Here is a 26,086-nt window from a genome sequence, read left to right on the forward strand (position 1 = left end):
TGCTTCAAACTTTTCCGGATCATGCTCTGAGCGCGCTGATCAGTTCGTGAGCAACACGTAGCGTGCCGCCGCGGTGATCGCCACATGGTTCCGCTGGGAATCGCTCAACGCCTGCAGGAAGAATGTATCAGCGGCTGTCGGTCGCGGCTGGCGCAACGAGTCAAGAACTTGCGGCGTGGCCACAGCCAAAAGCAGTTGCGGACCGTTCGCGCGCGGTGTCGGGAGTGTGAACGAAAGCGAGTCGATCCCCGGCTTCAAAAGATAGGACAAGCTCTGCACCTCGCCGCGGTCCGAAACCATGAGCAGCTCCACTACGCGGTTCGCGAAGTTCTCGATGGTGCCATTGAGGGTTTCGCCTCCCTTTAGCTCCGTCGCCGACAGGGAGATGCGCGGCACCCGCGTCTGATCGCTCCCGAGCTGGCTCAGGAACTTGACGGCTGGGCACTGTGCCTCGGTCACCTGCCTGACACCAACCGACGCCTCAAATCCCTGCTCCCGCCTGAACGCTTTGTCGAACGTATCAAACGGAGCCGTCGAAGCACCGAAGCCTTCGATCACCGCGGCGGTTTGACTAACCGCAACTGGCAAGATGAAGAAGCAGTCGCCGCCGGAATATTGGGCCACGTATTTGCGGATGCGGTCGGCTCGAGCCGGCCCATCGCTGGGCTGAGTGGGTGTCCCCGTCGGCGGTGGCAATAGCTTCGCCGGCTCCTGACGTTCGGGCTTTGGCGGGGGGTCAGCCTTCGTCGGCGACATCGTTCCCGAAAGCTTCGGAGGCGGCGGCAAAGTCGGCACGCCGGGCGCCGACCGGACCAGCTCGAATAAAGCATACCCGCCCCCGCCGAGCACAAGCAGCACCGCTGCCACGCTCACACCGAGCCAGGGGGGGCGCCACCTTGGAGCGGTCGATGGCGCCATGTCCTGTCGCACCTGCGCGGCACTTTCGGGCCGCGCCAACGGATCGAAGCCGGACAACGGCGCGGTGGATGTGCGAGCCAAACCGGTCGGCGTCCAGCTGGCGACTTCCGCCATGGTTGGACGCAACGCCGGATCGGGCTGCAGCATCCGCTCCAGCAAAGGCCTGATGCGCATGTCTACCGCACCGAGATCGGGTACGCGCCGGCGCTTTTCAACCAGCTGAAACTGGCTCCCGCCCATGTCGAGCTTCTGTCCGGTCAGCGCATGAAACAGCACGAGGCCAAAGCTGTAGACGTCGGATTTGGCGGTAACCTCGTTGCCGTACAGCCCGACCTGTTCCGGCGATGCGTAATTGTCCTTGCCGGCAAAGCCGGAGCCGATGATGGTCTTGTCACCCATCTGGGTCGATCGCGCGATACCGAAATCGATGATCTTGGCGCGCCTCACATCATCGAGCGGGACGATAATGTTGTCCGGAGAGACGTCGCGATGGATGATGCCATGCTCGTGGGCGGCATCCAGCCCGGACGCGACGCGCTGCATCAGCTTCACGAGCGCCTCGAAGATCAACGGGCCTTCGTCGAGCATGTTCGACAGCGAGCGGCCGTTCACGAACTCCATCGCGAGATATGGCCGCTGCAGTACAGGCTCTACCGTGAAAAGGAAATAGCGAACGATCGCATCGTGCGGAAGATTGTGGAGTGCCGCCGCCTCGCGCCGGAACAGCGCAAGCGCCGCCTCGTTTTCAACCATGTCGGGCAACAGCATCTTCACCGCAACCGGCGATCCGGTCTGGATCTCACGGCACTTGTAGACCTCGCCCATCCCGCCCGCGCCGATCACCGCTTCGATCTCGTAGATGCCGTTGAGCCGGGTGCCGGGCGGCACACTGCGGTAGTTCGACCGGAACGGATCGTTGGAGTTCATGCTTGCGGCTCCCGATCCAGCGGCGTTCTCGTTGGCTCCGAGGATCGCGGCGTCAGCAGCCGCACCACTACGATCGTCACGTTGTCGAGCCCTCCTCGGTCCAGAGCCAAAGCAAGCATATCATCGCAAGCCGCCTGCGCGCGCTGCGCGGCTGCATACTGCAGGATCTCGTCGTCCTGCACATGCCTGGTCAGGCCGTCGCTGCAGATCACAAAGACATCTTCCGGCTCGGCCGGACCTGTCACGACCTCGAACTCCGGATCGTCGGCGACGCCGACGGCCCGGGTGATCGCATTGCTCGGCCAGTCCTTGACGTCCTCGCGTGACACCGCACCGCCGGCAATCAGTTCCTCCAGCTCGCTGTGATCATGGGACACCTGGTTGATGCCGCCGCGGTTGATCAGGTACACCCGGCTGTCGCCTGCCCATATACAGGCATAATAGCCGTCGCGCACGAGCAGAACCGCCGCCGTCGTGCCGACGGTTGCGCCCTGACGTTCCCGGCTGAGCATCAGTATCTGCTGGTTCGCGCGGAACAGCCTCTCCTCGCACTCCGCCAGAAAGTCGGCGGCGGAATCCGTCATGCCTATTGCATCAAGCGACTGCACCACGATGCGGCTCGCGAGATCGCCGGCCTCGTGGCCCCCCATGCCGTCTGCGACCGCCCACATGCCGACATCGGTCCGGACCAGGCAGGAATCTTCGTTGCGCGTCCGCACCCGTCCAGCATGGGTGACGCTGCCAACATCGAACAAGGATGCGACTTGCACCATCGCGCGTCACCCGGTCCCGGGTGCTGTACGGCCGAGATCGCCGGTCAGCAGTGTGGAATAGTGAAACGGATCCGGCAATCCGCGACAAGCCAGCGCCATTGACGGAAAGCCTTCCCCACCGGCGGTCCACCAGAAACTGGCAGCGGCATGGATCTGCGGATCTGCGGCAACAAGCGCGGTGAACGACTGGGCGAACGCGCCGACGTCTGAAAGCGCTCCCACCCCCGTTGCGCCCAATGCGGTCACGTCCGATCCATTGGAGGGCGATGGCTGTAGTCGCGGCAGCGCAAGACGATCCAGCGAATCCGAGATCTGCTCAAACGTTGCAGCGCGATCCAGGGTCGAGAGCAGAAAGGCCTCCGCCTTGGCGAACCATTCATCCTGCGGGTCGATGCCCGGCGGCGGCAACAAGGCGATCTCGTCACTCACCGCATGCAGCGTCAACGGATAGTATCGTCCCACCCCATCGAGCGAAGGCATGATCGCCCCTGTCACCGTGGTGCCGCAGATCGCAGCGCCGAGCCAGAAGCGCCACACCGGCGCAGTGAGGAAGGCCTGCTGCCAGCCCGAGCCAAGCTGATGGCGACTTGCAGACAGCCCAGCCTGCACCCACGGCTCCCAGGCTTCCAGGAAGCTGCGCGGCGTTGCGATCGCGATGAAATCGCGTTTGGCGCCGATCTTGCCGAATAGCCCGCAACGCATGGTCATATTCCGGTCGGGCAACGAAACTCGCGGAGCACGGACAGGTTCAGGGGATTGCGCAACGATCCGGTCGAAATCTGATAGTTGAGCTCTCGCCCGGCAACGATGAAAGTCGCACTGGCGCTTTCCGCCTTCACAGCCAAAGAGCCAGCCTCCAGCATCCGGAACAACGACCAGGGACCGATGCGCTCGAGAATGGATGGCGCTCCGGTATCGTTGCTCACCGAAATCGCGGTCCGCGGCGATGGGCCCGGCCAGAGCACGGTGGTCGGTGGGTTGCTTTGCGATTGCGGTGGCGGCGGCGGAGGTTGCGCGCCGCCGAACATCGACGACGCGGTCGGCGAGCCTGGCGTGGTCGGACTCGCGATTGTAGTACCGCCGATCTCCGTCTTCACCGTCACGCCGGGTCCGGATGCGCCCGGCGGTCGGATCGCGAACGATACTGCCGGCACGCTGCCGCCGGTCTGGAAGAAAGCATCACGGATATAGGCCGCATTCTGGAACTGCTTCAGCGTGTCGGGGGAGAACGATCGTCCGACGGGACTTTCCTTTCGCCAGGCCCAGTCCGATTTCGAGGTGTCGGCGTAAGGCGCGAGGTACTGGGTGAAGAACTTGTCCATGACGCCGTTCGGACTGAACACCTTGGCGAAGTCGGCGAGCGGAACCTCCTGATTGCTACCGCGGACGAACGGGTAGCGATTGGTCACCGTCTGCTGGCAAACCGGAGTGACCTGATCGCGCAACGTCTGCAGAATCTGTCCGGCGGTCGAGGCTGCGATGTTGCCTTCAAACTCCGCAGCCGCCGCGCGCAGCATGTCGGAGAACGGCGACGGCATGCGGGAGGCATTATTGCGCAGGGCAGCGACCTGGGTCTGAAGCGAAGCGGTCGCCTGCGCGGTCAATTGTGGATTCTCGATCATCAGCGTCAGGTTCTGCGCGATATCGTTCAGGTTGGCGATGGTCGAGTCGATCGGCCGGTGCGTGCTGTCGCCTTCCAGCACCGCATGATAGGGCTTGAACTGTGCTTCGATCGTCGCCCCGGGCGGTCCATCCTGGGCGTTGGTGAAAAGAGCCGGTGCCGGCGCGGCAGCAGCGGGCGCCGCTGCGTTGGCCGGCTTCGGCCGCTCCTTGGTCAGCATCGTCTCGTCGCGCACCGATTCCAGGATTTGCCGCATCGGTGAGGTTGGCGCGGAAAGCGCCCTCAGCACCTCGTATTTCGGCTTGTCGGCGAGCAGTTTCTTCAGACGCAAGCTGCCCAGTGCGGTTCGCCACGTCGTGACAAATTCGTTGGAATAAATATTCAAGAGGTCGCCGGCGAGGTTGTCGTACTGCTGGTCGATGGCCGATTGCTGGCCGGCATCGCCCAGCACCCAGCGCTCCTTCTTCATGCGCTCCGACAATCCCGGCAATTTCGCGACGAAGTTTTGCTGGAAGCCGTTATACGTAAAGAACTGGGGCACCCGCACAGCGTCCAGAGGCTGCCCCGCCGTGGTTTCGAACACGACGGCCATATCAGGACCACCGCGCCGGGCGGCGATCCAGTCGCCTGCGGTTGATGACCGCGCCTCGGATTTCAGGAACTCGTAGGCGCGCTGCGACACGCTGAGGCGCGCGAGCGAGTTCTGCGCCTGCTTGATCAGCCGGCCGTCAAGCTGGACAAGCGGCGGCTGCTCCGTCTCGAGGTCGAACATCGCGGTGAGATTCTCATCGAGCAGGCGCCGTCCCTCCGCGTTGGTTGCGCCGGGATAGAGGTTGTCCTGCCAGTCGCGCTGCATCCAGGAGCGGATCAGCTCGCGGTCCGGCGACTGCAGGCCGCCAAGCATCAGGTAGACCTTGAGCGCCTCGTAAACGAACGCGGGCTCGTTGATGCGCGCATTGAGCTGCTCCTCCAGGCGATACAGCAGGCGCGGCCGGAACATGCGTTCGAGCGCGGCGTGATAGGCGGCCTTGGAGGGCGACAGCAGGCGTTCATGCTGGCTGAGGCCGTAGCGGGCCGACAGGGGCACCGCCTCGTTGCGCAATCCGTAGCCAGCGGGCGCGTTGCGCAGCCGATAGAGCAGCGGCAACACCTTGTCGAGATCGTGGTCGTCGATCAGCGTCTGCTTGATGAGCGGCGCCCCGGCGGCTGCATATTCGTTGTCCGCCTGCAGGCTCTGCTCGATCAGGTCGGAATTGCGCTTGTAGCTCGTCAGCCACGCCGCAATCAGCCCGATCGAGACAAGGCCGATCAAGGACAGCGCTGCGGTCTTGATGATCAGCGCGCGGCGGACCGCAGCACGATCAGTCGAGACCCAGTCAGCCTCACCGATGATGACTTTGGAAATGAGATCGGCAAGGAAGTAGCTCTTGCCCGTTCCTGAATAGGATCCGGAACCGACCTCCTCGGCGCCGAACGTGCGCGCAAGCGACCCGATCAACTGGTCGATCGGCGTCCCCTGCTGGGTACCCGAGGTGAAGTAGAACCCGCGCAGGTTCGCATTGACGTGATAGCGCGTCGGCTCGAATATCTGGTTGAGGAAGTCGTGGATCTGGGGCTTGAGGCGCGCCATCTGCGCGGGGAAGCCAAACAATTGGACGCGGTGTTGCGGCGTCGGTTCGTCCTGCAGACGATCGAGCGTCTCCTCGCTCAGGCGCTCCAGCAGACGGTCAAACTCGACCGGAATCTGCCCCACCAGATTCTGCGTCTTGTCGGCGGTCTGGAACGTGGCGCCCCAGACCTGACGGCGACCGGCCTCGCCGAGATAGGCGAAATATTCGGTGAAGCCGGCAACCAGATCGGTCTTGGTAAAGAGGGCATAGACCGGGAAGCTGACCTTGAGCCTCTGATGCAGTTCGAGGAGGCGCATCCTGACGGCGTCGGCGTGAAGCGCGAGTTCCTGCTTCGGCAGCGTCAGCACATCCTCGACACTGATGGCGACGAGAACGCCGTTGATCGGCTGGCGCGACCTGCTCTTTTTCAGGATGTCGAGAAAAGCCAGCCAGCTTTCCTTGTCAGCCTTGCTGTTGGAGTCCTGGGTCGTGTAGCGGCCGGCGGTGTCGATCAGCACGGCCTCTTCGGTAAACCACCAATCGCAGTAGCGGGTACCGCCGACCCCCGCGATCGCCGCCGGCGTTGCTCCGCGTGCGAGCGGAAATTTGAGCCCGGAATTCACCAGCGCTGTGGTCTTGCCGGCGCCGGGGGGCCCGATGATGACGTACCAGGGCAGATCGTAGAGGTAACCCGACTTGTTTCCGCTTGCGGTCTTCAGCGTCGCGAGCGCATCCTTCATGCGCTCTTTGAGCACGGGTTCGTCGCTGACAGGCTGATCGGACGCGCTGATCCCGTCGGCGATCTTCTCGGCGTTCTTGCGTCGCTTGAAGTAGCTGAAGCCGCCGATGCCAGCCGCCGCCGTGGTGAGCAGCAGAATTGCGATCTGGCGGATGATGTGGTTCTCGAGTGGGTGCCAGTCGCCAAATGCGATGAAGGGACCGGCGAAATAGATCACGCAGCCGAGCGAGCTGAGCCCAACTCCGTAAAGAATGATGCGGATAATATCCTTGGCGAGCATTGACCGGTACCTGTCGCAAACAGCGTGAGCTGTGGTGGCAGCTATTCGCTGCGTTCAATAAAGATTTCGACACGCCGGTTCTTGGCGCGTCCTTCAGGTGTCGTATTGGGAGCGATCGGCGCGTCCGCGCCCTTGCCCTCGACGTCGACACGCGAACCATCGGTCATGCCGGGCTTCAGCGCCGCGGCGACCGCCTTGGCGCGCTCGACCGACAATTCGAAGTTCGACGGGAAGCGCACGGTGCGGATCGGCGAACTGTCGGTATGGCCGACAACCCGGATTCGTCCCGGCTCCTTGTCGAGGGTTGCAGCGACCCGGACCGCAATCGGCTTGAAGCCGTCGAGGATGGTGGCCTGGCCCGACGAGAACAGTGCGAGGTCACAGACCCTGATCACGATGAAACTCGCGGTCTGGTCCGCGGTCATGGCGCAGGCGGTATTCTCCTTGGCGAGCGCGTTGCGGATGCGCTGCAACTGGGTGATGCGGTCCGGCTGTGGTGGCGGAGGCTGTGGTGGCGGCGGCGGCGGCGCGATCACCTTGCGTTTGAGCTCGATCGGATCGGTGGGATGCAGGGCCAGCGCCACCTCGGCGGCATTCTCTGACCGGCCGGCCAGCAGTGTGCGCAAGACGAAATAAGAGCCCGTCAGCAGCGCGGCGACCACGGCCGCTACCAGCCAAACCGGAACACGGAGGCGCTGCCGGCGAGCCGCCAGCGCCTGCCCCCGCCAGTTCGGCGACAGGTCGCTCATCGTCTTGGGACGGACCCGGCGCAGCGTTTCATACAGGTTGCGCTGGATCACCTGGAGATTGGCAAGCCCACCCGTCGATGTGCGGTGAATGCCCTGGAAGCCGAGCGCGAGGCAGGCATGCTGCAATTCGAGCACCGGATAATTGACCAGCGGATCAACCTTCAAATGGTCCAGGATCTCGAAGAAGCGGACACCGCCCACCCGCTCGCCGAAGAACCGGCTCAACATCGAGTATTGCGTCCAGACGTGGCGCTCCTCGGTCGGGATATGCTGCACGATATCGTCGGCGGTGGCGCACAGGATATATTTCGCCGTATTGGCCTGGTGCTCGGAGATGCCCGCCGAACGGATGTCCTTCTCGAAGAATTTTATGGCATCGGCCACTTGTTCCATCAGACTTGCGAATGATGCGCGCATGAGCGCCACCCGCAAGCGGCCGAGCAGTTGCAGCAAGGGCCCTGCGGCGCGCATCACCGGATTGGCGTTCGGCGCGACTAGATCGTCGATGCGTAAAGGCGGTCCGGGCGGCAGCATCGCTTGCTGTGCGGAGGGTTGCGTCGGGGTCGATATCCATTCCTCCGACGGATGGCTGGTTGGTGCGGCGGCGTAGCTCGGGCCCTGCGGAACCGGGGAAAACGATGACGACGGTGCGGCGCCGGGAGACGGCACGGGCGACGGCGAATAGGCAGGGCGTGCTGCAGGCCCTTCTCCCGCCGGCGGCTGGGCGGCAGGCGCCGGCGGCAACTTCCCGCCGGGATTGGGACGGATGATCGTCCGCTCGCCCCGACCGAAAGGATTGACCGGCTTGTCCCTGTCGCTCATGGCCTATCTTCCAAGATCGCCCAAAGGTACAGCTCAAGCTCCGGCCAGTCGCCGGAGAAGTGCATCCCGATCGAGGCCGCCGTGCTGAACTCGGGCCACAGCGGCGACTTGCGATCGAGATAGAAATAGACGTGATCGGTGATGGCCCGGATGTGCGGCGGCGGGGTCGGCAAGTGCACCAACGTCAACCCCGGCAGGTTGGCGTGCACGATCTCGTTCATCTTGGTGTTCGGGCCGACCTTGAACAGATGCGGGAAATCGTTCTGGATTTCCACGAGCGGCCGCCGTGCTGCAACTTCGAGCACCAAGGTCGCATTCCGGAATAGCGCCCGATCGCGGATCGGCGACACGAATGCATTCTGTGCACGCTCGATGATCTCGAGGCGGATCGCCCGCCGGCCGAGCCGCGCGCTCAGGAAGTCCTGGATGTCGCTTACCAGGGGGGTGAAAATGTTTTCGAGGTCATCATGATCGTATGCCCGATAGTTGCGTGCACGGCGTTCCGGCGTGGCAAACGTCGCAAGCTCACCGGCGAACCTCAGCAACTCCTCGTACAGCCGTTCGGGATGAACACTTCCGGAGCGCTGGAGATGGGTCAGCACGGGAATGGTGCGGTTGAGGACCTGCAGCACCAGATAGTCTACGCTCTGCAATCCGCCACCAGACGATGGATCGACCGCGTAGCGTGCGAGCTCATCGAGCTTGGTCTCGACCCAGCCGATGATGCGATTGAGCCAGCCGTCGATGATCGGATGTGCGGCGCAGACCAGCATCGGCGGCACGAACTTGTCGTCGAACAGCACGTTCTTGTCGCGCACCTCCAGAATGCGCGCGATGCCGAGGCCCATGTATCCTGGCTTGCTGGTCTTGCGCAATTCGAATGACAACCGCGGATAGGCGATGTCGATCTCTTCCTCGATGCGCAGCGTGGAGGTCGAGTCGATGAAAGTCTCCGAAGTGCGAACATAGCGGCTGGCGCTGTCGGTCCGATCTTCGTCCACTTCGCGAGTGTTCGGTGCGGCGATGGGCATCATCAGCCAGACGATCTGGCCGGCAGCCGAATCCGGCACCTCGATCGCGTCCGGGATCGGGCTGTCCGCTGGGATGTCGAATGGCGTGCCATCCGGCATGACGCCGGAGGCGTTGCGCACCGCAAATTTACTCTGTTCAGTGAGGTCCGTGTCGATCTCGAGCTGGGCAAATCCCCAAGGGTATGGCGTCGTGTAACGAACGCGCTTTTCCAGCAAGTGCTCGACATAGCGATCATTCTGCTGCAAATGGTGCGGCCGCAGAAACAGACCTTCCGACCAAAAAACCTTGCTGTACCAAGACATTCCTACATCCACTTTAGCAATGTCGGCGACCGCACGGCCGCCGCTAGTTCACTTTGCACCGCCCTTGTCAGAGCGGTCGTAATAGTCGGAGAAATGCAGCATAAAGGTATCGATCGGCGCGCTGTTGTCGCGGCCGAGATGCGCCTTCCAGCGCGTCATGAACTCGTCCCACAATTTGCTCTTGTTCGAGCCGAGCCAGGATTTGGCGCCGCGCTGAAGCTCGAGCTCGCGCGCAATGAGGGTCGGATCGATGCCGGTGATGAGCTCGTGAACGGCGTGCTGCATCGCCATGTACGTCTTCAACTGATGTGATTTGAGGTCGCTGAAACCCTGCGCAAAGGCGCGTTGCGCGTCGAGATAGCTCCGCGTCTTCGGCCCGAACAAAATCCGCATTGCATCTTCCGAGGTCGGCGAGAATTTCAGCGGGTTGTTCTCAATCGCCTGAACGGTGGTCTGGCTGGTGCTGCGCGTCAGCTGCTTGGCCTGAGTTCGCGCTTGCAGCAGCGCCATCAGATTGTCCACGGTCATGCGCAAGATGCTACCAAGCTGTCCGGCGAGCTCGGCATCGGTCGTGTTGGCAAAGAAATTATCGGGCAATCCGGCGGCGCGTGCCACCAGCCGCGCGAAGTCGGCACCGCCGGCCGGCATGGCGGGCGCCGGCGTTTCGTCCATTGCCTGCGCCGGGCGCGACGGCTCGGCATATGGCGGTGGCTGGACGGGCGCCGCTTCAGCATCGGCCCACACGGAGGGCCGGCGCGGCGTCGGCATCGTGGGCGGCGGTTCGATTGGGGCTTTCGGTGCGGCGACCGGGCCGTCGGCCCAGCTCATGTCGTCCTGCGCGGAAGGCTGGTACGGGGACGTCGGCGGTGGACGTCGAAAGGGATCCACACCCGGCGAGGGGACGCTCGCCGCCCAATCCAGAAACTCCGGATTGACGGGTCGCGCCGCCTCGCGCGGCTTCTTCAATTGCTGCGGATCGATGGGCGGCGGTACGTCGCGATCGGCCGCCCACAATTCCTGATAATCGGCATGTTGCTGGACGAGAGGAACGTGCTGCTGTGCCTCGCGGTCCGGCGGATGCCCGCCCGCCTCATCCTCCAGTGAAACCCCGATGATGTATTGGCCAATGGTGAGCCGGTCGCCGTCACGCAGTCGGTGCGGTCCCCGAATTCGCTGGTCGGCGCCGTTGAGAAAAGTGCCGTTGGTCGAGACGTCATGCAGCCAATAGCCGCCCTCGCGAAAATGCACCTCGCAATGCTTTCCGGAGATCATCCGCGCCGGATCCGGCAACGTCCAATCGAGGTGACGGTCACGGCCAATATCGACCGAGCGCCTGCCGGTGACCGTAAATGACACTGGGCCACCGTCCGGAAGGTTCGGTTCGTTCTCGATATTGAAGCGAAGCACCATCTCTTCGTCTCGTTAGCGCGGAGAGCGCGGTTCGCCGCGTGCCAACTGAATACCATCCTCCAGGCACGCCGTCATTATCCGGTCCCGGGACTCGCGAGGGAGCCGGCAGAGGGCGATCAGCAGGGCCGCGCGCACCGCGCGCGCGGCTTGATCGGGCTTGGCTTCGACCGGCGCAAACTCCGCCGGGACCACGCTTCCGCCAGACCATCCGGCCGCCAGCGCCAGCCATGTCGCCGGCTGCTCGGGATCGTTGGCGTTGCCGACGGCCAATGCCTTGTTCCGGGACTGCTCGTCGGGTTGCCTGACCCAGGTATCCACGTAATTGAGCGACCTGCCGTCGTTGGCATCGAAATGGTCGAACATCCGTCGTAACGAGCGGCATCCCCAGGCAACGGCGACGCGCCGGGGCAGCAGATAAGCGCAGAAGGAGACGGCCCCGTGCCAATTGCGCGCATCGGTGGCGTCCTGGAGAAAATCGAGTGAAGGCTTGTCGGCCTCGGCCCTGCCGACGTCGTGGCGCGCCATTGGATAGGCCTGAAAGAGATCCTGCACCGTACCGAACCGAACCTGGCTCATAGCACTCAGCCGACAAGGGTTGGCAGGCCGTGGGCACCCAGCGGTCCCCCGGCTGCTAGCGCCATGGCGCCCTGCGCGGTCATGGCGATGGTCGGCGCGTTGATGACGATGCCCGCAGGCGTCAGGATGATCTGGCTGGGGCCTACCTGCAGCGTGATGTTGACGTTGGCCATGAGCGTGATTGTGAGGCCTGCGGTGACGGATTGATCCATCGTCATGGTGATATGCTGACCGCCCAACTCGATATCGAGCTTGTCGTTGCCGTTGACGAGGGTGGTCTTGCGGGTGTCGCCGCCGAGCGCGGCTTCGCCGATGGTCCGCGTCTCGGTGTCGCGAACCGTCACGTCATGGTCCTTCTCGGCATGCACCGTGATCTTCTCGGAGCCCTTCTTGTCCTCGAAGTTCCACTCGTTGTAGCCGCCGCCTCCCTTGGTGGAATCCGATTTCAATCCCGCGATCGTTTTCTTGGACGGCAGGTCGTAGGGCAGCTTGTACTCGTCGTTATAGACGGTGCCGACGATCAGCGGCCGGTCGGGATCCCCTTCCAGAAATTCGACGACCACTTCCTGTCCGACGCGCGGAATGATCTGACCGCCCCATTTCTTGCCGGACCAGACCTGGGCGACGCGCAACCGGCATGACCGCTTCTTCTTACGGTCCCAGAAGAACCGGACATAGATTTCGCCGAGGTTTTCGACGTCGATCTCCTCGCTCGAATTGTCCTCCTTGGTCACGACCTTGGCGGTCTGGACGCCGTTGATCCTTGGCTTCGGCGTCAGCATCGGCGCCCGGAACGGGCGGTCGCTTGGCAGGAATTCGTAGCTGCCGAAATAGACGTGCTGACCGGCGTCGCTGGGACCGCCTGTGCGGTACGCTTCGATCGAGAACGAATGGGTGGCCCGTACCACCAGATATTCGACGTTCTGCGAGTCCTTGTGATGCTTCTCGAGCTTGGTCAGTCCGCCGGGGAACAGGCTGACCGCATCACCGTTGCCGCGGCGCCGCCGGTCCATGGCTTGCTCGGACTGGAGCTGGACCTTCGCGTAGCGCTCGCCGTCGGATTTTTCCTTGAACTTGCCCGGATAGTCGTAAAATTCCATCTCCGAGCGGGTGTAATTCTCGTTGCCGTTGGCGTCGCTGATCATCTGCGCATTGGGCTTCTGGTAGTTGTAGTCGTTGAGCTCGACCTTGCCGGTCCGAAACCGGCGCTCCGAGACCCATTCGTAAATGTGCTGCTCGCCTCGCCGGTCGGCGCCCGTCAGCGGGATGTAGGGGATCGTGGCGAGTCCGTCGATCGGACTGTGCGACGATTTTGAGTCCGCCAATACCAGCGTGTGCTTGCCGCCCTCGTGCTTGAAGAAGTAGTAGATGCCGTGCTGTTCCATCAGTCGGCAAACGAAATTCAGATCGGTCTCGCGGTACTGAACGCAATATTCGAGCTTCGGACAGGAACCTTCCTCGGTCAGCTTCGACTCGTAGTCGGTGAAGCCGCGATCGTTGAAGACCTCCTTGATGATGTCGGGCGCCTTCTTGTCCTGGAATATCCGGCAATCGGTGGTTCGCGACAGAAGCCATAACCAGGGCCGAAGCACGATTCTGTAGCTGAAATAGTCGTTCTTCACCCCAAGCCATTGCGCCTCGGTGAGAATGCCGCTGAACTCGCGCTCCTTCTCATGAAGCTTTATCTTCAGCGTGCACTGCTGACCGATTGCGCGGTCGAAGTCGAGATCGGCGTCCTCACTGAGACATTCGATACGGTACTCAAAGAGTTCGCTGAGACCTTCCGAAGCCTCGTATCCGACGAAAACCAGAACGTCCTTGCCCAGTGGCGTCTTGAGCTCGCAGAGGCGGGTATCTTGGGTAAGCTGGCCCATGTGGGCGGTAAACTCCCTCGTCGGCCGCATGACCGGCTCCGGAGAGCAGATCAGGCGTCATGCAAGAACCACAGACATCCTGGCCGCCGCTGGCAGGCCGGTACATCCGCCCGGGGTTGGCCGCCTGACGCGCCACAGCAGCCGTCCAAAGAAGCATCCCGGCCTTCAAGTAGTCGCCTCCAAGAGCTTGCTGGTTCACGCGAAACTGTCATGATCACCGGGAATGAACCGGGATCGCCAAGCATCTGACCCATAAGACAATCGGATTATAGTCCCCTCTCCGCTCTCCCTTGAACGTCACGGGGTTCGGCGGGGGCCCAGCAGATGGACGATCATGCTCGACGTCGCCTCCTTGACCCAGCCGGTAGCCGCGGACGATCCCTGCGGACCGGATCTCGACGCAAGTGGGGACGTTCAGTACCTCAACTTCTTCGCAGGTGCGGAATCGCTTCTGCCGATGTCGTATTTCGAGGTCGTCAACGCCAATGGAGAGCGCGGGCGCTTCGATCCGAGGGCCATCGACATCGCCGGCCAGTTTGCCGCCGCACGACCTCTTTTGGCGCGCACCCGCGATCTGCGTTTGAACATGCTGCTGGCCAAGTTCTCCATCCTCAATCGGGACCTTGACGGCTTTCTCAATTGCCTGAAGGCGACGACCACGTTGCTGAGGGAGCAGTGGGAAGCTGTACATCCGAGGGCCGAAGACGGCGACTACGCTCTTCGCGCCGTCACGATCGAAGCGATCGACGTGTTTCCGACCGTGATCAATCCCCTCCAATTCCTCCCGCTGATCGAAAATCGTAGACAAGGCACCCTCAACTATCGTGCCTATCAGGTTGCCAAGGGAGAAATTCCCGCCGGTGACGCCGACATTGACGGTCCCGATCTTGCAATCATCGAGCGCATCATCGACGACACAGATCTCGACACCCTGAGGGCGGCAAGTGCACGTTGTTCGGCAGTCGCGGCCGAAATTGCAGGCATCAAGACGATCTGGCACGAAAATTTGAACTCGGCGCAACCCATCAGCCTCGACAGGGTCTCCGGCGTCGTTAATGGCATGGCCGCCTGGCTTGCGGGTCTCGTCGCGGAGCGTGACCCGTCCGCCGTTGTGGCTGCGCCGTCAGACGACGCTGAACTATCCGACACGCAAACTCCCCTTGAGGCAACCGGTGCGCTGACGTCGTCGGCGCAGGCCACTGCCGCGCTTGCCGCCGCCGCAGACTATTTCGCCCGAATGGAACCGTCCAATCCCGCCCTGTTGCTGGTGCGTCAGGCGCAGGAGATGGTTGGTAAATCTTTCATCGAAGTGATGCGAATGCTGGTGCCCGCCCACGTCGAGAGCGCCGCGATCAATATCGGGCGGGACAAGTTCTTCGACCTGCCCATCGAACGGATGGCGGAGCTTGCGACCCCATCCGCGTCCGGGATCGAGAGCGAAGTTCAAGATACTGTTTTTTCTGTAGAAAATAGAGCGCAGGCCTTGAGCCTGCTGGCCAAAGTGGCCGCATTTTTCCGGACCGCAGAACCATCCAGCCCTATTCCCTTTTTGGTCGACCGCGCGCGCGATCTGGCACCGCGAGACTTTCTCAGCCTTTTGAATGACGTCCTGCCCGAGGGCGCGCTCAAGACAATCGACAAATCGTATTGAACCCGCTTTTCGCTCGACGCCACTAACAGGACATAGGGAGTTTTTGCCGACCGCAAGTTGAGCTGCTCTTGTAACCTGCGTCGCGGCAAACCGGCTTCTCAATGATTTCGCAGAGAGGGGAACCATGGCTACGGACAGCGGTCAAAAATTCATCCGTCGTAACCGCGCACCGCGCGTTCACATCACCTACGAAGATCCCTACGACGCCGAGCGGCTGATCGAGTTGCCGTTCGTGATGGGCGTCCTTTCCGACCTTTCCGGCAACAACGCCGGCGTGGAGAAAGCCAAGGTCGAGGAGCGCAAGTTCCTCGAGTTCGACATGGACAATTTCGACAACCGCATGGCCGCGATCCAGCCCGGGGTGACGGCCCGCGTGACCAACCGCCTGAGCGAAGCGGCCGACGAGAAGATTTCCATCAGCCTACGCTTCAACAAGATGGCCGACTTCTCACCTGTGGCGGTCGCCCGGCAGGTTCCGGCCACGGCCAAGCTGCTGGAGGCCCGCGAACAGCTCGCCAACCTGCTCCGCTACATGGACGGCAAGGTGGCTGCCGAGGATCAGCTGAAGAAGCTCCTTAACGATCCGCAGCTGATGGCCGCGCTGAAAGAACGCGCAGCGAGCCAGCCGACCGAACCCGACGCCGAGAAATAGAATTAAAGAGAAGGACTGGGGACCATGGCAAAAGAAGCTGGTCAAAAGGCGACCGTCACTCAAGTCGGAACCGTCGAGGCCGACGAGTTTGCGAATCTGCTCAAGCAGAGCTTTAAGCCCCGCACCGAACGTGCTGCGACCGAAGTCGAGAATGCGGTATCCACGCTCGTTCAGGAGGCGTTGAAGGACACGAGCGTCATCAAGTCGGATGTCCTCGACACCATCGAGGAGATGATCGCGCGGATCGACCAGAAGCTCACCGCGCAGATGAACGAGATCCTCCATGCGCCGGAGTTCCAGGCGATCGAAAGCGCTTGGCGCGGCCTACATTACCTCGTCTTCAATTCGGAGACGGACGCCAGTCTCAAGATTCGCGTGATGAATGTCTCCAAGACCGAGCTCTATCGCAACCTGCGGCTCTATCCGGACGCCCGCTGGGACCAGAGCCCGCTGTTCAAACAGGTCTACGAGTACGAATTCGGCCAGTTAGGCGGCGAGCCGTTCGGCTGCCTGATCGGCGACTACTATTTCAGCCATCTGCCGACCGACGTGCAGTTGATGCGTGATCTCAGCAAAGTCGCCGGCGCCGCGCACGCCCCCTTCTTCGCCGGAGCCGAACCCACGCTGATGGGCATGGATTCATGGACCGAACTGTCCAATCCCCGCGACATCGGCAAGGTGTTCGACACGCCGGAATACGCGGCCTGGAAAGGTCTCCGCGACCAGGATGACTCGCGCTATGTCGGCCTTTGCATGCCGCGAGTGCTGGGTCGCCTCCCCTACGGCGCCAAGTCGGAGCCGGTGGAAGAATTCGCCTTCGAGGAAGAAACCGACGGGCATACCGGCGACAAGTACGGTTGGATCAACGCCTCCTACGCGATGGCTGTCAACATCAACCGCGCCTTCAAGGAGTTTGGCTGGTGCACCCGCATCCGCGGTGTTCAGTCCGGCGGCGAGGTCATCAATCTGCCGACGCACACGTTCCCGACCGACGACGGCGGCGTGGATCTGAAATGCCCGACCGAGATCGCGATCAGCGATCGTCGCGAGCATGAACTCGCCAAGGCGGGTCTGATCCCGCTGATCCATCGCAAGAACACCGACAAGGCGGCTTTCATCGGTGCGCAGTCGCTCTACAAGCCAAAGAAGTATTTCGGCGAGAAAGGCGTGGATGCAACCGCGTCTGACAACCTGTCGTCACGTCTGCCCTACATGTTCGCGGTGTCCCGCTTTGCGCACTATCTGAAGTGCATGGTTCGCGACAAGATCGGATCCATGAAGGAGAAGGATGAGCTGACGGTCTGGCTGCAAACCTGGATCAACGAGTACGTTGATGCCAACCCGGCCCTGTCGTCAGAAGCTCAGAAAGCGCGCAAGCCGCTGGCCGCAGCGAAGGTCGAGGTCATAGCAAACGAGGAGAACCCGGGATACTACAACGCACGCTTCTTTCTCCGTCCACACTTCCAACTCGAAGCGATGGACGTCGGCCTCAGTCTCGTCTCGCGCCTGCCAGGCCCGAGCTCCTGACGTCACGTCGTCGCAACTGTCAATTGCAGATTTTTGAGAGGACTAAGCTATGGCTGTCGATATTTTCTTGAAACTCGATCCCATCAAGGGCGAGTCGCTGGACGACAAGCACAAGGAAGAGATTGATGTGTTGAGCTGGTCGTTCGGCGAAAGCCAGACCGGCACATTCCACAGCGGATCTGGAGGCGGCGCCGGCAAAGTCAGCGTCCAGGATCTCCACTTCACGCACTTCGTGGACAAGGCCACCCCGGATTTGTTCAAGGTCTGCGCGAACGGAAAGCACATCGATACGGCGATCCTCACTGTCCGCAAGGCCGGCGAGAACCCGCTGGAGTATCTCAAGATCGAGATGAAGCACGTTCTGGTCTCCAGCGTGTCGACCGGCGGATCACACGGCGAAGACCGCCTCACCGAAAACGTGAGTCTGAACTTCGCCAAGGTCAAGATGACCTACAAGAGCCAGACGGACAAGGGTGCCGCCGGCGCCTCGCCGACCTTCGGCTGGGACGTTCCTGCCAACAAGGAATGGGCTTGATCTTCGGCCCCTCGCCTGGCGCCGGTTGCCGATAGCGGACACCGGCGCCATGCGGCGCGATCCCGGATTACATCTTCGAATGGCCCGGGTTAGGGCCGGATGCCTGGCCACGATAAGTCAAGTCGGACGCCAATTGCCGCCCTTCGAAGCGGCATACGCGCCGACCGACATGGGGACCGGAATGACGTTTACGCCAAAAAAGGATCGGCTCTCTCCGCCGCTGATGCTCGCCTTTCGCGCGGCGCACGAAGCGCGTGATGCGCGCAAGAAGCTCGATCTGCGCGATCAGTCCGGTGAGCGGATTATCGCAGGCCGGCGCAGCACGGGACGCCATCCGATCTCGGAGGCATTGCTCCGGCGCGAGGTCTCCCATGACCTTGAAACGCTTCTCAATACGATCGCTCTCGAATCGACGCTGGACATGAGCGGCCGAAATTGCGTACGAACGTCGATTCTGAACTATGGCCTTCCCGACATCGCGAACCGTTCGATCGACGAGCTCACGGACGACGAGCTCAGTGACGCGCTGCGCGCCACACTGCTCACCTATGAACCAAGGCTCGATCGTAAGACAATCCGCGTCCGCCGCGAAGGCTCGATCGGACCCGAGCAGCTCAAGCTGCGCTTCATCGTTCACGCCGATCTGAAAGCCGAACCGCTCAACGTTCCCGTGGAATTCGTCGCCGACGTCGAGCTCGACAGCGGCGATATCCAGATCAACCGACTTTAGCATGAATCGCGAATTCCTGGACTTCTACAATCGCGAATTATCCCTGCTGTACGAGCAGGCTGGAGATTTCGCCGAGGAGTATCCCGGCATCGCGGAACGCCTCGGCGGCCTGATCAGGGACCGCTCGGATCCGATGATCACCGGGCTACTGGAAGGCGCCGCGTTTCTCGCCGCCCGTGTGCAGTTGAAGCTCAAGCACGAATTTCCGGAATTTACCTCAAATCTGCTCGAACAGCTGGTTCCGAACTATCTTGCCCCTACCCCGTCGGCCATGCTGGTCGCAGCACGACCGCCCTATGCCGACCCGGCGCTGCGCGACGGCAAAAAGCTCGCGCGCGGCGCCTACTTCGACGCCACCTACCGCGAAAGAGAGCGAAGCCTCGCCTGCCGATTTCGACTTTGCCGTGATATCACACTCTGGCCGTTCGACGTCACCGGCGCCGAATACTTCTCGACCGCGGGCGCGCTGCAGGCACTCGGAATTCCGGTCGGCGGCGACGTCATCGCCGGACTCAGGCTATCGTTGACCCACCGTACCGCGGCCCGACTTGACGAGGAACTGCCGGATGCAGAGGCTCGGACCAAGCCGGAAACGTGGTTTGCGGGCTGCCGCGTAGGCGAGCTCCCGATCTACCTCGTCGGTGCGGAATCAGACGGCATCGCGCTCTACGAGCAACTGATATCGAATTGCAAGGGCGTCTACTTCCGACATCTCGACGATTTCGGCGATCCGGTGGTGACGCGCGCACCACACGACTGCGTGCAGCAGATCGGTTTCGACGAAACCGAGTCGCTGTTTCCGAACGACAACCGCGTCTTTCGCGGCTCGGAACTGCTCAGGGAATATTTCATGTTTCCGCGCAAGTTCCTTGGCATCCACCTGACCGGACTCCGCAGCGTGATGCCGCGGCTGCGCAGCAAGTCGATCGATATCGTATTCGCCTTCGATGAACACAATTCGCGGCTCGCCGCCGCGGTGCGTCCCGACACCTTCAGGCTCTACACCGCGCCGGCGATCAACCTGTTCGAGAAGACGAGTGATCGAATCCCCGTCAAGTCGAATACCCACGAATATCACGTGGTGCCGGATCGTAGTCGCTATCTCGAATACGAGCCGCACCAGGTCCTCGAAGTCTACGCGCATTTTCCGGCGGAGAAAGACAAGCGGCTGGTGCGCCCGCTGTATTCGGCAGCCGTCGACCAGACCAGCGCATCGGTCCAGGGGCTTTACTTCACCGTCCGCCGCCTACCCCGGCGCCGCACGGTGGAAGAGAAGACGTACGGCTCATCTTCCGATTACACCGGGACGGACATGTTCCTGTCGCTGCTCGAGCCCGGCGAATTGAACGGGCAGGACTCTGCCGCCGAGCTCAGCGTCCGGGCGCTGTGTTCCAATCGGCACCTCACTGAGCACCTGCCGGTCGGCGCGAGCGGCGCCGACTTCCGCCTGCTGGACGATACGTCCCTCGACCTGCTGTGCGTTGCTGGTCCAACCCGGCCGCGCGAGCCGGTGGTCGCCCAGTTGCGCAGTCGCAGCGAAATCGCCAACAGCGGGATCGTCAGTTGGCGGCTGATCAACATGCTGAGCCTGAACTATCTCGGCCTCGTCGAGCGCAATGGCGGCAAGAACGCCGGAGCGCTGCGCGAGATGCTGTCCCTGTTTGCCGACCAGTACGACGACGCCACCGAACGCAAGATCCGGGGCGTGCGCAGCATCGAAAGCCGGCCCGTCGTGCGACGGGTGCGGGAGCGCACCGGCAGCGGTGCCGCGCGCGGCCTGGAGATCACGATCACGCTTGACGAGAAGGCGTTCGAGGGGAGCGGCGTGTTCCTGCTCGGAGCTGTGCTGGAGCGCTTCTTCGCCGACTATTCAGGCTTCAACACCTTCACCCAGACGGTCGTCTCGACGCCGGAGCGTGGCGAGATCATGCGGTGGCCACCGCGCATGGGCACGCGGAGACCGCTGTGACGCTGATCGACCAGATGAAGGCCGAACCCTGGCGGTTCGATTTCTTCAATACCCTGCGTCAGCTCGAGCGAGCCAATCCGGATCGACCTCGGATCGGTGACAGCGCCGCCCGCCGCGAAGAGTACGTCGATCTCGGCCAAGTGCCTTACCTCGAGTTCCCCGCCTCCAATCTTGCCGCGGTCGACGACCAGAATGGCCGGCTCAGGATACTCGTCAAGTTTCTCGGCCTCCTGGGTCCGCAGGGTGCGTTGCCACTTGCCACGACCGATGAGAGTCTGAGCTGGTGGCTGATGCGGGACGACGCCTTCCCGCGCTTTCTTGACCTGCTCAACGGGCGGTTCCTTCAGCTCTTCTTTCGCGCCTGGGCCGACGCCCGGCCGATCGCGCAGCACGACCGCCCCCCGGAGGATCGCTTTATCGCCTATGTCGGCTCCTTTGCCGGCCTCGGCTCCAACGCTTTCACCAATCGGGACACCGTACCCGACATGGCGAAGCTCAGCTTCGCCGGACTGGTCGCCCCCAGGGCGAAGTGTGCGTCACGGCTGACGCGGTTCTTGCAGGGACTGTTCGACGTCAAGGTCGAGATCGACGAATTTGTCGGCACCTGGCTTGCGTTCGACCCAAGTCACTGCAGCCGGCTCGGTGAGGCGCATGCAAGCCTCGGTCGCGACGCGCTTCTCGGCTCACGCGTGTTCAGCGTCGAGGACAAGATCAGGGTTCGGGTCTTCGTCAAGAACTTTGTCCAGTACGAACAGTTCCTGCCGACCGAAGCGCGCAACTTGTCGGAGCCGCTGGCGGACGCCGTTTTCTTCTACATCGGCGACGAACTGGAGTGGGAGGTCGAGCTCGCGATTCCAGCAGGAGAGGTCGTCCCCGTCAGACTAGGGCAGAGCGGACGGCTTGGATGGACCACCTGGGTCTCTCCGAACTGGACCTCCACTGAAGAATATCGCCGCGACGCCCGCTTTCAACTCGGGGAGCGCCTGCGAGCCCGCCGGAACGCCGCAGCCGATGCCTCGGCGATTTGAACCTATCGACCGCGCAGATCGTCCCAATGTCATGGGATTCGCGCCAATTTCCGTTAGGTGTCAAACATCGGCGGAGCAATTGAGCAGGAGGGGCCGCCGTGACCGACATCAGTATTGAAGCCGTAACGGGCAAACTGAACCGCGCCGGCTACGACGCCTTCATACAGGCTCTTCGCCATGCCAAGAGCGCCGGGAACCGCAACGTCGAGCTTGCGCACTGGCTGTTTCATATCCTGCAGCAGGACCGCACAGACCTCAGCCTCTCGGTGGACCATTACAAGCTCGACCGGGGCCGGTTGCTGTCGGAACTTGCCGGCGCCATCAACGGCTTTCGCAAGAACGAAACAGACATGCCGGGTGTGGCCAATCCGGTCATCGATCTCCTCGATCGCGGCTGGCACTACGCCACGCTCTTTTTCGGCGAAACCCAGATCCGCACCGGCCACCTGCTGGTGGCTGGGCTGAAGTCGAACGACATCCGTCGCGCGCTGAACAACCTCTCCCAGGAATTCGCCAAGGTCAACGTCGAAGCACTGGCCGCCGAGCGTCGCGCCATCTGGGCCGGCTCCGACGAGGAGACCATGCGGCCCATGGACGGCTCGGGTCTTGTAGGCGCTGGCACGGACGGCGCGGATCAGACGAGTCCGAAAGGCACGACACCGCTCGACCGATTCTCGCAGGATCTCACAGCCAAGGCCAAATCGGGCGAGATGGACCCGATCCTGGGTCGGGACGAAGAGATCCGCCAGTTGATCGACGTTCTGATGCGAAGGCGGCAAAACAATCCGATTCTCACCGGCGAAGCCGGCGTCGGCAAGACGGCGGTGGTCGAAGGATTCGCGCAACGCATCGCCGCCGGCGACGTGCCGCCGCCGCTGCGCAATGTCCGGCTCTGCGCCCTCGACATCGGCTTGATGCAGGCCGGCGCCTCGATGAAGGGCGAGTTCGAGCAGCGGCTGCGCTCGGTGATCGACGAGGTGCAGAGCTCGCCCACCCCGATCATCCTGTTCATCGACGAAGCCCATACCTTGATTGGCGCCGGCGGCGCAGCCGGCACCGGCGATGCGGCCAACCTCCTGAAACCCCCACTCGCTCGTGGCACGCTGCGCACCATCGCCGCTACCACCTGGGCGGAGTATCGCCAGTACATCGAGAAGGATCCGGCGCTCACGCGACGCTTCCAGCCGATCCAGATCGACGAACCGGATGTCGAGACCTGTTGCGTGATGCTGCGTGGCCTTCTTGGCCCAATGGAAAAGCACCACGGCGTTCGCATTTCCGATGCCGCAATCATTGCAGCCGTCAACCTCTCGCACCGCTACATTCCCTCCCGACAGCTGCCGGACAAGGCCGTCAGCCTGCTCGATACCGCTTCGGCCCGCGTGGCGATCAGCCAGAGCGCGACGCCCGCCCTGATCGAGGACACGCGTGTCGCGATCACGGCTCGCGAAGCTGAGAAATCCGCGCTGGTCAGCGACCGCGATCTGGGCATCGAGGACGGCGAGCGCGCCGCCGCGATCGACGGCGATATCGCCGCGTTGAAAGAAAAGTTAACCGCGCTCGAGGCCGACTGGGCCAAGGAGCAGGAGCTCGTCAAGGACATCCGCAGCATTCGTGACATCCTGTCCGAGCCCAAGGAAGATCAAGATACAGACGCAAAACGAGCGGAGCTGCGCGGCAAGTTCGAGACGCTGGAGGGGATCAATCCGGAAAAGCGGATGGTCTATGCCCATGTGGACCAGCAGTCGGTAGCGTCCATCGTGTCCGACTGGACCGGCATCCCGGTTGGCCGGATGATGCGGGACGAGATCGAAACCGTGCTGAAGCTGCCGGAGATCCTCAACCGCCGCGTCGTCGGCCAGTCCCACGGGCTGACGATGATCGCCAAACGTATCGAGACCAGCCGTGCCAAGCTGGACAACCCGTCGAAGCCGATCGGCGTTTTCATGCTGGCCGGACCATCCGGCGTCGGAAAGACCGAGACCGCGTTGGCGCTTGCCGAGACGCTCTACGGCGGCGAGCAGAACATGATTACGATCAACATGTCGGAGTTTCAGGAGGCGCACACCGTCTCGACCCTGAAGGGAGCACCTCCCGGTTACGTCGGCTATGGAGAAGGCGGCCGCCTCACCGAGGCGGTCCGGCGCAAGCCATACAGCGTCATTCTGCTCGACGAGGTGGAGAAGGCCCATCCCGACGTCCATGAAATCTTCTTCCAGGTGTTCGACAAGGGAGTCATGGAGGACGGCAACGGACGACGGATCGACTTCAAGAACACCTTGATCATCCTGACCACCAATGTCGGCACCGATCTGATCATGGGGTTGTCCCGCGATCCAAAGTATCGCAATGAACCGGAAGAGCTCGCGAAGATGCTCAGGCCGGAATTGCTGAAAGTATTTCCGGCCGCATTGCTCGGGCGCATCGTTTCGATCCCCTACTTCCCTCTCTCGGACGAGATGCTCGGCGGCATCGTCCGGCTGCAGCTCGACCGGATCGGCCGTCGGCTACGCGATAATCACAACACGGCCTTCGGCTATGACGACGCGGTCGTGGAGCACATCGTGTCAAGCTGCAACGACCCGGATTCCGGCGGGCGCATGATCGACAACATCATCACCAACACATTGCTGCCGGAGCTGTCGCGCGAGTTCCTCAGAAAATCGCTTGCCAAGGAAGAGATCAAGCAGACACACGTCTCAATCGCGAACGACAAGTTCGCATATACGTGGAACTGAGCACAATGAATGTTCACACTGAGCATCGCCCTTCAACGACCGGCCCCACACGGTATGACGAGGTCTACTACCCCGGCCACGTCTACGGGCTCACCCACCCCAACCATCTCGCAACGATTGCCACCGTCTGCGGCATGCAACCCGCTCCGGTCGAGCGCTGCCGAGTACTTGAACTCGGCTGCGGCGTCGGCGGTAATCTTTTGCCCATGGCCTTTCAATATCCGGACAGCGAGTTCGTCGGCATCGACTTGAGCGGTGTGACGATCGAGCGCGGCCAGAAAAATATCACGACGCTTGGCCTGAGCAACATCAAGCTCCTCCATTGCGACATCATGAATGTCGATCCAAGCTTCGGACAGTTCGACTACATCATCGCGCACGGCGTGTACTCGTGGGTACCACCGCACGTGCGCGAGAAGATGATGGCGATCTTCAAGCAGAACCTGGCGCCGCGCGGAATCTGCTACGTCAGTTACAATGCGCACCCGTTCTCGCACCTCCGCGACATGGTCCGCGACATGATGCGGTATCACACCCGCCGCCTCACCGGCATAAAGGAGAAGGTCGGACAGGCTCGCGCGATCCTGAAGTTCCTGAGCGAAGGTTCGAAGGCCAACACGGTTCACGGCGCGATCATGCGGGACCAGTACAACCGCGTTCTCCAGTCTCCCGACGAATTGTTGTTTCACGACGATCTCGACGATGGCGCGACCGCCTTCCTGTTGCACGAAGTCGCAGAGGATGCCGCTCGCCATGGCCTGCAGTATGTCGGCGATTCCGATTTCTCGCGCCGCTATCTCGCCGGCTATTCCGAGGAGGTCCGTGCCACGCTGCAGCGCTTCCCGGAAAGCGAGTTCATGGCGCGCGACCAGTATCAGGACTTCATCGACGGCAACGGCTTCCGGCGCACCTTGTTTTGCCACGACAATGTTTCCCTCGACCGGCAGATCGACACAGATTTCGTCAGGCGATACCACCTCCTGAGCACGACCAGCCCCCTCGATCCCGGGGCCTGTGTGACAGACGATTCTGCAATGGAATTCGAGAACCAGGACGGCAGCAGGATCACGGTGACCAATCCGGTCCTGAAAGCAGCGCATCTGTGCCTCGGCCGCGCCTGGCCGCGCGCCTTGTCATTCGGCGAGTTGCTGCACGGTGCGCGCGCGCTGCTGGATGGCCGTCACGGCGACGATGACGAACGGGTCCTGACGGATGCGATGTACATCCTGGCCTGCAGCGGTGAGGTCTCCTTCCTGGTATCGCCGCCATTCCTGCTGAAGGAAATTACCGACCGCCCGCAAGCGAGCTTGCTCGCCCGCAAACAGTCGCAGACAAGCCCGCACGTCACCAACCTGCTCCACCAAACAGTGCAGTTGGAGGACGATCGGACCCGGCATTTCCTGCAACTACTCGACGGCCTTCGCACGATCGACCAGATCACGGCCGACATGACTGAAGCATTCGGCCCGACCATCCGGATCGAACAAAAGGACAAGGACGGAAAGCCGGCAGAGCCGCTGTTGCTTTCAATCCGAGAGAGCGTTGAACGCTCGCTTGCAATGGTCGGCAAGCTGGGCTTGTTGATCGCCTGACGCGATAGATCTCAACTCGAAGCGAGGCGCG

At 62.2% G+C, this 26,086-nt stretch carries 18 protein-coding genes; 9 read left to right on the forward strand and 9 right to left on the reverse strand.

What is annotated here, in order from left to right:
- Window positions 1–39 precede the first annotated feature (39 nt).
- The 9 genes from FXB40_RS33480 to FXB40_RS33520 are packed head-to-tail and all read right to left on the reverse strand — an operon-like array spanning window position 40 to window position 13,633.
- Window positions 40–1,845 carry a serine/threonine-protein kinase gene (locus tag FXB40_RS33480; RefSeq protein WP_148776560.1) on the reverse strand — a complete coding sequence of 602 codons (1,806 nt, stop codon included), beginning with the start codon at window positions 1,843–1,845 and terminating at the stop codon, window positions 40–42.
- The gene (locus tag FXB40_RS33485; protein ID WP_148776561.1) at window positions 1,842–2,618 is read right to left on the reverse strand and encodes a PP2C family protein-serine/threonine phosphatase; all 777 of its coding nucleotides are present in this window, start codon (window positions 2,616–2,618) and stop codon (window positions 1,842–1,844) included. The genes FXB40_RS33480 and FXB40_RS33485 overlap by 4 nt, the downstream gene beginning before the upstream one ends.
- Before the next feature lie 6 nt (window positions 2,619–2,624).
- Window positions 2,625–3,326 (reverse strand): type VI secretion system-associated protein TagF, encoded by a 702-nt coding sequence (gene tagF / locus FXB40_RS33490; protein WP_148776562.1) that lies wholly within the window; start codon window positions 3,324–3,326, stop codon window positions 2,625–2,627.
- Window positions 3,323–6,868: a type VI secretion system membrane subunit TssM gene (gene tssM / locus FXB40_RS33495; protein ID WP_148776563.1), complete on the reverse strand. Its 3,546-nt coding sequence runs from the start codon at window positions 6,866–6,868 to the stop codon at window positions 3,323–3,325. Before tssM ends, tagF begins: the two co-directional genes overlap by 4 nt.
- A 41-nt stretch (window positions 6,869–6,909) precedes the next feature.
- Window positions 6,910–8,439, reverse strand: coding sequence for a type VI secretion system protein TssL, long form (gene tssL / locus FXB40_RS33500; protein WP_148776564.1), 1,530 nt, complete (start codon window positions 8,437–8,439; stop codon window positions 6,910–6,912).
- On the reverse strand, window positions 8,436–9,773 hold the full coding sequence (tssK, locus tag FXB40_RS33505) for a type VI secretion system baseplate subunit TssK (RefSeq protein ID WP_187437323.1): 1,338 nt from the start codon (window positions 9,771–9,773) through the stop codon (window positions 8,436–8,438). Before tssK ends, tssL begins: the two co-directional genes overlap by 4 nt.
- Window positions 9,774–9,821: 48 nt before the next feature.
- Complete coding sequence (gene tagH / locus FXB40_RS33510) at window positions 9,822–11,183, reverse strand: type VI secretion system-associated FHA domain protein TagH (protein WP_148776566.1); 1,362 nt, start codon at window positions 11,181–11,183, stop codon at window positions 9,822–9,824.
- Window positions 11,184–11,195: 12 nt separating this feature from the next.
- Complete coding sequence (locus FXB40_RS33515; RefSeq protein WP_148776567.1) at window positions 11,196–11,759, reverse strand: DUF6931 family protein; 564 nt, start codon at window positions 11,757–11,759, stop codon at window positions 11,196–11,198.
- Between the two features lie 5 nt (window positions 11,760–11,764).
- A complete protein-coding gene (locus FXB40_RS33520) occupies window positions 11,765–13,633 on the reverse strand; it encodes a type VI secretion system Vgr family protein (RefSeq protein WP_148776678.1) in 1,869 nt (622 codons plus the stop codon).
- Window positions 13,634–13,967: 334 nt separating this feature from the next.
- Here FXB40_RS33520 and FXB40_RS33525 point away from each other — a divergent pair, with 334 nt between their 5' ends.
- From FXB40_RS33525 to FXB40_RS33565, 9 genes are all read left to right on the forward strand, one after another.
- The gene (locus tag FXB40_RS33525) at window positions 13,968–15,284 is read left to right on the forward strand and encodes a type VI secretion system protein TssA (RefSeq protein ID WP_148776568.1); all 1,317 of its coding nucleotides are present in this window, start codon (window positions 13,968–13,970) and stop codon (window positions 15,282–15,284) included.
- Between the two features lie 124 nt (window positions 15,285–15,408).
- Entirely contained in the window at window positions 15,409–15,936 is a 528-nt protein-coding gene (gene tssB / locus FXB40_RS33530; protein ID WP_148776569.1) for a type VI secretion system contractile sheath small subunit, read from the forward strand.
- A gap of 24 nt (window positions 15,937–15,960) precedes the next feature.
- Window positions 15,961–17,463 carry a type VI secretion system contractile sheath large subunit gene (tssC, locus tag FXB40_RS33535; protein ID WP_187437324.1) on the forward strand — a complete coding sequence of 501 codons (1,503 nt, stop codon included), beginning with the start codon at window positions 15,961–15,963 and terminating at the stop codon, window positions 17,461–17,463.
- A gap of 49 nt (window positions 17,464–17,512) precedes the next feature.
- On the forward strand, window positions 17,513–17,998 hold the full coding sequence (locus tag FXB40_RS33540; protein ID WP_148776571.1) for an Hcp family type VI secretion system effector: 486 nt from the start codon (window positions 17,513–17,515) through the stop codon (window positions 17,996–17,998).
- 181 nt (window positions 17,999–18,179) lie between these two features.
- Entirely contained in the window at window positions 18,180–18,728 is a 549-nt protein-coding gene (tssE, locus tag FXB40_RS33545) for a type VI secretion system baseplate subunit TssE (protein WP_148776572.1), read from the forward strand.
- Between the two features lies 1 nt (window position 18,729).
- On the forward strand, window positions 18,730–20,697 hold the full coding sequence (gene tssF, locus FXB40_RS33550; protein WP_148776573.1) for a type VI secretion system baseplate subunit TssF: 1,968 nt from the start codon (window positions 18,730–18,732) through the stop codon (window positions 20,695–20,697).
- A complete protein-coding gene (gene tssG / locus FXB40_RS33555; RefSeq protein ID WP_148776574.1) occupies window positions 20,661–21,725 on the forward strand; it encodes a type VI secretion system baseplate subunit TssG in 1,065 nt (354 codons plus the stop codon). Before tssF ends, tssG begins: the two co-directional genes overlap by 37 nt.
- A gap of 98 nt (window positions 21,726–21,823) precedes the next feature.
- Entirely contained in the window at window positions 21,824–24,463 is a 2,640-nt protein-coding gene (tssH, locus tag FXB40_RS33560; protein ID WP_148776575.1) for a type VI secretion system ATPase TssH, read from the forward strand.
- A 5-nt stretch (window positions 24,464–24,468) separates the two neighbouring features.
- Window positions 24,469–26,055, forward strand: coding sequence for a methyltransferase regulatory domain-containing protein (locus FXB40_RS33565; protein ID WP_187437325.1), 1,587 nt, complete (start codon window positions 24,469–24,471; stop codon window positions 26,053–26,055).
- Window positions 26,056–26,086 lie beyond the last annotated feature (31 nt).

Source organism: Bradyrhizobium rifense (assembly GCF_008123425.1).
GTDB lineage: Bacteria > Pseudomonadota > Alphaproteobacteria > Rhizobiales > Xanthobacteraceae > Bradyrhizobium > Bradyrhizobium rifense.

What these genes read in the sequence shown, in the direction of transcription:
- FXB40_RS33480 (WP_148776560.1), bottom strand. Translation starts at nt 1,845, where the DNA reads ATGAACTCCAACGATCCGTTCCGGTCGAACTACCGCAGTGTGCCGCCC.
- FXB40_RS33485 (WP_148776561.1), bottom strand. Translation starts at nt 2,618, where the DNA reads ATGGTGCAAGTCGCATCCTTGTTCGATGTTGGCAGCGTCACCCATGCT.
- tagF (WP_148776562.1), bottom strand. Translation starts at nt 3,326, where the DNA reads ATGACCATGCGTTGCGGGCTATTCGGCAAGATCGGCGCCAAACGCGAT.
- tssM (WP_148776563.1), bottom strand. Translation starts at nt 6,868, where the DNA reads ATGCTCGCCAAGGATATTATCCGCATCATTCTTTACGGAGTTGGGCTC.
- tssL (WP_148776564.1), bottom strand. Translation starts at nt 8,439, where the DNA reads ATGAGCGACAGGGACAAGCCGGTCAATCCTTTCGGTCGGGGCGAGCGG.
- tssK (WP_187437323.1), bottom strand. Translation starts at nt 9,773, where the DNA reads ATGTCTTGGTACAGCAAGGTTTTTTGGTCGGAAGGTCTGTTTCTGCGG.
- tagH (WP_148776566.1), bottom strand. Translation starts at nt 11,183, where the DNA reads ATGGTGCTTCGCTTCAATATCGAGAACGAACCGAACCTTCCGGACGGT.
- FXB40_RS33515 (WP_148776567.1), bottom strand. Translation starts at nt 11,759, where the DNA reads ATGAGCCAGGTTCGGTTCGGTACGGTGCAGGATCTCTTTCAGGCCTAT.
- FXB40_RS33520 (WP_148776678.1), bottom strand. Translation starts at nt 13,633, where the DNA reads ATGGGCCAGCTTACCCAAGATACCCGCCTCTGCGAGCTCAAGACGCCA.
- FXB40_RS33525 (WP_148776568.1), top strand. Translation starts at nt 13,968, where the DNA reads ATGCTCGACGTCGCCTCCTTGACCCAGCCGGTAGCCGCGGACGATCCC.
- tssB (WP_148776569.1), top strand. Translation starts at nt 15,409, where the DNA reads ATGGCTACGGACAGCGGTCAAAAATTCATCCGTCGTAACCGCGCACCG.
- tssC (WP_187437324.1), top strand. Translation starts at nt 15,961, where the DNA reads ATGGCAAAAGAAGCTGGTCAAAAGGCGACCGTCACTCAAGTCGGAACC.
- FXB40_RS33540 (WP_148776571.1), top strand. Translation starts at nt 17,513, where the DNA reads ATGGCTGTCGATATTTTCTTGAAACTCGATCCCATCAAGGGCGAGTCG.
- tssE (WP_148776572.1), top strand. Translation starts at nt 18,180, where the DNA reads ATGACGTTTACGCCAAAAAAGGATCGGCTCTCTCCGCCGCTGATGCTC.
- tssF (WP_148776573.1), top strand. Translation starts at nt 18,730, where the DNA reads ATGAATCGCGAATTCCTGGACTTCTACAATCGCGAATTATCCCTGCTG.
- FXB40_RS33565 (WP_187437325.1), top strand. Translation starts at nt 24,469, where the DNA reads ATGAATGTTCACACTGAGCATCGCCCTTCAACGACCGGCCCCACACGG.